The sequence below is a fragment of the Pilimelia columellifera subsp. columellifera genome, from assembly GCF_039532605.1.
Lineage (GTDB): Bacteria > Actinomycetota > Actinomycetes > Mycobacteriales > Micromonosporaceae > Pilimelia > Pilimelia columellifera.
On sequence record NZ_BAAARY010000049.1, the window covers coordinates 1 to 5,408 of the forward strand.

3 rRNA genes are annotated in these 5,408 nt (G+C 57.4%); all 3 read right to left on the reverse strand.

Annotation, left to right across the window (positions count from 1 at the left end):
* Positions 1-2 precede the first annotated feature (2 nt).
* The 3 genes from rrf to ABD287_RS18085 all read right to left on the reverse strand — a co-directional run bounded on the left by rrf (position 3) and on the right by ABD287_RS18085 (position 5,347).
* Positions 3-119 (reverse strand): 5S ribosomal RNA (rrf, locus tag ABD287_RS18075).
* Between the two features lie 113 nt (positions 120-232).
* Positions 233-3,341, reverse strand: a 23S ribosomal RNA gene (locus ABD287_RS18080).
* A 485-nt stretch (positions 3,342-3,826) separates the two neighbouring features.
* Positions 3,827-5,347, reverse strand: a 16S ribosomal RNA gene (locus ABD287_RS18085).
* The 16S, 23S and 5S rRNA genes sit together here, the layout of an rRNA operon.
* Positions 5,348-5,408 lie beyond the last annotated feature (61 nt).

Consider the following 5,408-nt stretch of genomic DNA (forward strand, 5'->3'; position numbering starts at 1 on the left):
TTGTCCGGCGGCGTCCTACTCTCCCACACTCTCTCGGGTGCAGTACCATCGGCGCTGGAGGGCTTAGCTTCCGGGTTCGGAATGTTACCGGGCGTTTCCCCTCCGCTATTGCCGCCGTAACTCTATGAACGTGTCAAACACTCGACCAGCCCGACCTTGCCCACCTGTTGGTGGGGTGTTGGGGGTGTGTTTGTTTGTTCAGATATCACACAGTGGACGCGTAGCATGTTTGTTAGTCAAGTCCTCGGCCTATTAGTACAGGTCAACTGAACACGTTACCGTGCTTACATTTCCTGCCTATCAACCCAGTGGTCTGGCTGGGGGCCTTACCCCACCAATGGTGGGTGGGATACCTCATCTTGAAGCAGGCTTCCCGCTTAGATGCTTTCAGCGGTTATCCCTTCCGAACGTAGCTAACCAGCCGTGCCCCTGGCGGGACAACTGGCACACCAGAGGTTCGTCCGTCCCGGTCCTCTCGTACTAGGGACAGCCCTTCTCAAGTATCCTACGCGCACGGCGGATAGGGACCGAACTGTCTCACGACGTTCTAAACCCAGCTCGCGTACCGCTTTAATGGGCGAACAGCCCAACCCTTGGGACCTGCTACAGCCCCAGGATGCGACGAGCCGACATCGAGGTGCCAAACCATCCCGTCGATATGGACTCTTGGGGAAGATCAGCCTGTTATCCCCGGGGTACCTTTTATCCGTTGAGCGACACCGCTTCCACTCGCAAGTGCCGGATCACTAGTCCCGACTTTCGTCCCTGCTCGACTTGTCAGTCTCACAGTCAAGCTCCCTTGTGTACTTGCACTCAACACCTGATTGCCAACCAGGCTGAGGGAACCTTTGGGCGCCTCCGTTACCTTTTGGGAGGCAACCGCCCCAGTTAAACTACCCACCAGACACTGTCCCTGAACCGGATCACGGTCCGAAGTTAGATACCCAAATCAACCAGAGTGGTATTTCAACGTTGACTCCACCCATACTGGCGTATGAGCTTCACAGTCTCCCACCTATCCTACACAAGCTAATTCGGATACCAATGTCAAGCTATAGTAAAGGTCCCGGGGTCTTTCCGTCCTGCCGCGCGTAACGAGCATCTTTACTCGTAGTGCAATTTCGCCGGGCCTGTGGTTGAGACAGTAGGGAAGTCGTTACGCCATTCGTGCAGGTCGGAACTTACCCGACAAGGAATTTCGCTACCTTAGGATGGTTATAGTTACCACCGCCGTTTACTGGCGCTTAAGTTCTCAGCTTCGCCCCGAAAGACTAACCGGTCCCCTTAACGTTCCAGCACCGGGCAGGCGTCAGTCCATATACATCGTCTTACGACTTGGCATGGACCTGTGTTTTTAGTAAACAGTCGCTTCCCCCTGGTCTCTGCGGCCATACCACGCTCCACAAGCGTGTTGTATCACGTGTCCGGCCCCCCTTATCCCGAAGTTACGGGGGTAATTTGCCGAGTTCCTTAACCACAGTTCGCCCGATCGCCTTGGTATTCTCTACCTGACCACCTGTGTCGGTTTGGGGTACGGGCCGCTAGAAGCTCGCTAGAGGCTTTTCTCGGCAGCATAGGATCACTGACTTCGCCAAAACGGCTCGGCATCACGTCTCAGCCTTCATGCGCCACGGATTTACCTATGGCACGGCCTACACGCTTACCCCGGCACAACCACCGGCCGGGATCAGCTACCTTCCTGCGTCACCCCATCGCTTGACTACTACCCACCAGGTTCCCAGCTTCCCTCACCTCAGCCCGAAAGCCTCAGATCGTTCAGGTGGTTAGCACAGCAAGGTTCGTCATGGGCGCTCCTTCGCGGGTACGGGAATATCAACCCGTTGTCCATCGACTACGCCTCTCGGCCTCGCCTTAGGTCCCGACTCACCCAGGGCGGATTAGCCTGCCCCTGGAACCCTTGGTCATCCGGCGGAAGGGTTTCTCACCCTTCTTTCGCTACTCATGCCTGCATTCTCACTCGTGCCGCGTCCACAGCTGGGTCACCCCGCTGCTTCACCCCCGGCACGACGCTCCCCTACCCATCCACACACCTGGACCCACCCCAAAAGGGCAGGCCGAGTAAAAATGTGAATGCCACAGCTTCGGCGGTGTGCTTGAGCCCCGCTACATTGTCGGCGCGGAACCACTTGACCAGTGAGCTATTACGCACTCTTTAAAGGGTGGCTGCTTCTAAGCCAACCTCCTGGTTGTCTGCGCAATCCCACATCCTTTTCCACTTAGCACACGCTTAGGGGCCTTAGCTGGTGATCTGGGCTGTTTCCCTCTCGACTACGAAGCTTATCCCCCGCAGTCTCACTGCCGCGCTCTCACTTACCGGCATTCGGAGTTTGGCTGATTTCGGTAAGCTTGTGGGCCCCCTAGACCATCCAGTGCTCTACCTCCGGCAAGAAACACGCGACGCTGCACCTAAATGCATTTCGGGGAGAACCAGCTATCACGGAGTTTGATTGGCCTTTCACCCCTAACCACAGGTCATCCCCCAACTTTTCAACGTTGGTGGGTTCGGCCCTCCACGCGGTCTTACCCGCGCTTCAGCCTGCCCATGGCTAGATCACTCCGCTTCGGGTCTAGAACATGCGACTCAAACGCCCTATTCAGACTCGCTTTCGCTACGGCTACCCCACACGGGTTAACCTCGCCACATGCCACTAACTCGCAGGCTCATTCTTCAAAAGGCACGCCGTCACCCCTAAAGGCTCCGACGGATTGTAGGCAAACGGTTTCAGGTACTATTTCACTCCCCTCCCGGGGTACTTTTCACCATTCCCTCACGGTACTATCCGCTATCGGTCACTAGGAAGTATTTAGCCTTACCAGGTGGTCCTGGCAGATTCACGGCAGATTTCAGGGGTCCGCCGCTACTCGGGAACACCAACAGAAGACCACACCACTTTCGCCTACCGGACTCTCACCGTCTACGGTCGCCCATTCCATGGCGTTCGACTAGCAGCGTGCTTTGTAACTCCTTAGCTGTGTGTCAGCACAACTCGTCGGGTCCCACAACCCCGACCACGCAACCCCTGACAGGTATCACACGCAGCCGGTTTAGGCTCATCCGCTTTCGCTCGCCACTACTCACGGAATCACATGTTGTTTTCTCTTCCTGCGGGTACTGAGATGTTTCACTTCCCCGCGTTCCCTCCACTCACCCTATGTGTTCAGGTGAGGGTGACGCCACATGACTGGCGCCGGGTTTCCCCATTCGGACACCCTGGGATCACAGCTTGGTTGACAGCTCCCCCAGGCCTATCGTGGCCTCCCACGTCCTTCATCGGCTCCTAGTGCCAAGGCATCCACCGTTTGCCCTTAACAACTTGACCACAAAGATGCTCGCGTCCACTGTGTAATTCTCAACAAACAACCAAACCCGACCCAACAACAACGCCACCACCCAAACCCGCCACACCCCACAACCCACAAAACAGTCATGAACACGCGACAAGCAGTCGTCTGACGCCACAGGCCAACCTGGCAACCAAGAAAACCAACACCCACACCCCCCGCGAACCCCAACCACACAGCCAACCCCACAAAGGGGCAACCACACGACCAAGAGCCCAACCAAAAGGGGGCAGACGTTTGTTCTCTCAGAACCTCAACAGGGTGCCCAACACTCCAACCAGCCGCACCAACGACCCGTTCCACCACCACACACCCCCCAACAAAAGGGGGCATCTGATGCCTACTAAGACCGAAGGCCGTTGCCGACCACAGCTAACCAGTGTCTCCGCCACATGAGCACCCCGCCGCCACACTCGGACGACGCGGGCTCCTACCCAGCTTTCGCCAGGAGGACGCTCCTTAGAAAGGAGGTGATCCAGCCGCACCTTCCGGTACGGCTACCTTGTTACGACTTCGTCCCAATCGCCAGCCCCACCTTCGACGGCTCCCTCCCACAAGGGGTTAGGCCACCGGCTTCGGGTGTTGCCGACTTTCGTGACGTGACGGGCGGTGTGTACAAGGCCCGGGAACGTATTCACCGCAGCGTTGCTGATCTGCGATTACTAGCGACTCCGACTTCACGGGGTCGAGTTGCAGACCCCGATCCGAACTGAGACCGGCTTTTTGGGATTCGCTCCACCTCACGGTATCGCAGCCCTTTGTACCGGCCATTGTAGCATGCGTGAAGCCCTGGACATAAGGGGCATGATGACTTGACGTCATCCCCACCTTCCTCCGAGTTGACCCCGGCAGTCTTCGATGAGTCCCCGGCATAACCCGCTGGCAACATCGAACGAGGGTTGCGCTCGTTGCGGGACTTAACCCAACATCTCACGACACGAGCTGACGACAGCCATGCACCACCTGTGAACGGCCCCGAAGGACCCCACATCTCTGTGGGATTACCGAACATGTCAAACCCAGGTAAGGTTCTTCGCGTTGCATCGAATTAATCCGCATGCTCCGCCGCTTGTGCGGGCCCCCGTCAATTCCTTTGAGTTTTAGCCTTGCGGCCGTACTCCCCAGGCGGGGCGCTTAATGCGTTAGCTGCGGCACAGAGAGCCGGAGAGGCCCCCCACACCTAGCGCCCAACGTTTACAGCGTGGACTACCAGGGTATCTAATCCTGTTCGCTCCCCACGCTTTCGCTCCTCAGCGTCAATATCGGCCCAGAGACCCGCCTTCGCCACCGGTGTTCCTCCTGATATCTGCGCATTTCACCGCTACACCAGGAATTCCAGTCTCCCCTACCGAATTCTAGTCTGCCCGTATCGACTGCAGGCCCACAGTTGAGCTGTGGGTTTTCACAGTCGACGCGACAAACCGCCTACGAGCTCTTTACGCCCAATAAATCCGGACAACGCTTGCGCCCTACGTCTTACCGCGGCTGCTGGCACGTAGTTGGCCGGCGCTTCTTCTGCAGGTACCGTCACTTGCGCTTCGTCCCTGCTGAAAGAGGTTTACAACCCGAAGGCCGTCATCCCTCACGCGGCGTCGCTGCATCAGGCTTTCGCCCATTGTGCAATATTCCCCACTGCTGCCTCCCGTAGGAGTCTGGGCCGTGTCTCAGTCCCAGTGTGGCCGGTCGCCCTCTCAGGCCGGCTACCCGTCGTCGCCTTGGTAGGCCATTACCCCACCAACAAGCTGATAGGCCGCGAGCTCATCCCTGACCGCAAAAGCTTTCCACCACCAAACATGCGCCCGGTGGTCAATATTCGGTATTAGCCCCCGTTTCCGAGGGTTATCCCAAAGTCAAGGGCAGATTGCTCACGTGTTACTCACCCGTTCGCCGCTCGAGTACCCCCGAAGGGGCCTTTCCGCTCGACTTGCATGTGTTAAGCACGCCGCCAGCGTTCGTCCTGAGCCAGGATCAAACTCTCCAACAAAAACCTCTTTGGAAAATCATCCCGGCAATCAAAGATTGCCAAAGGAATCCACATCAGAAAC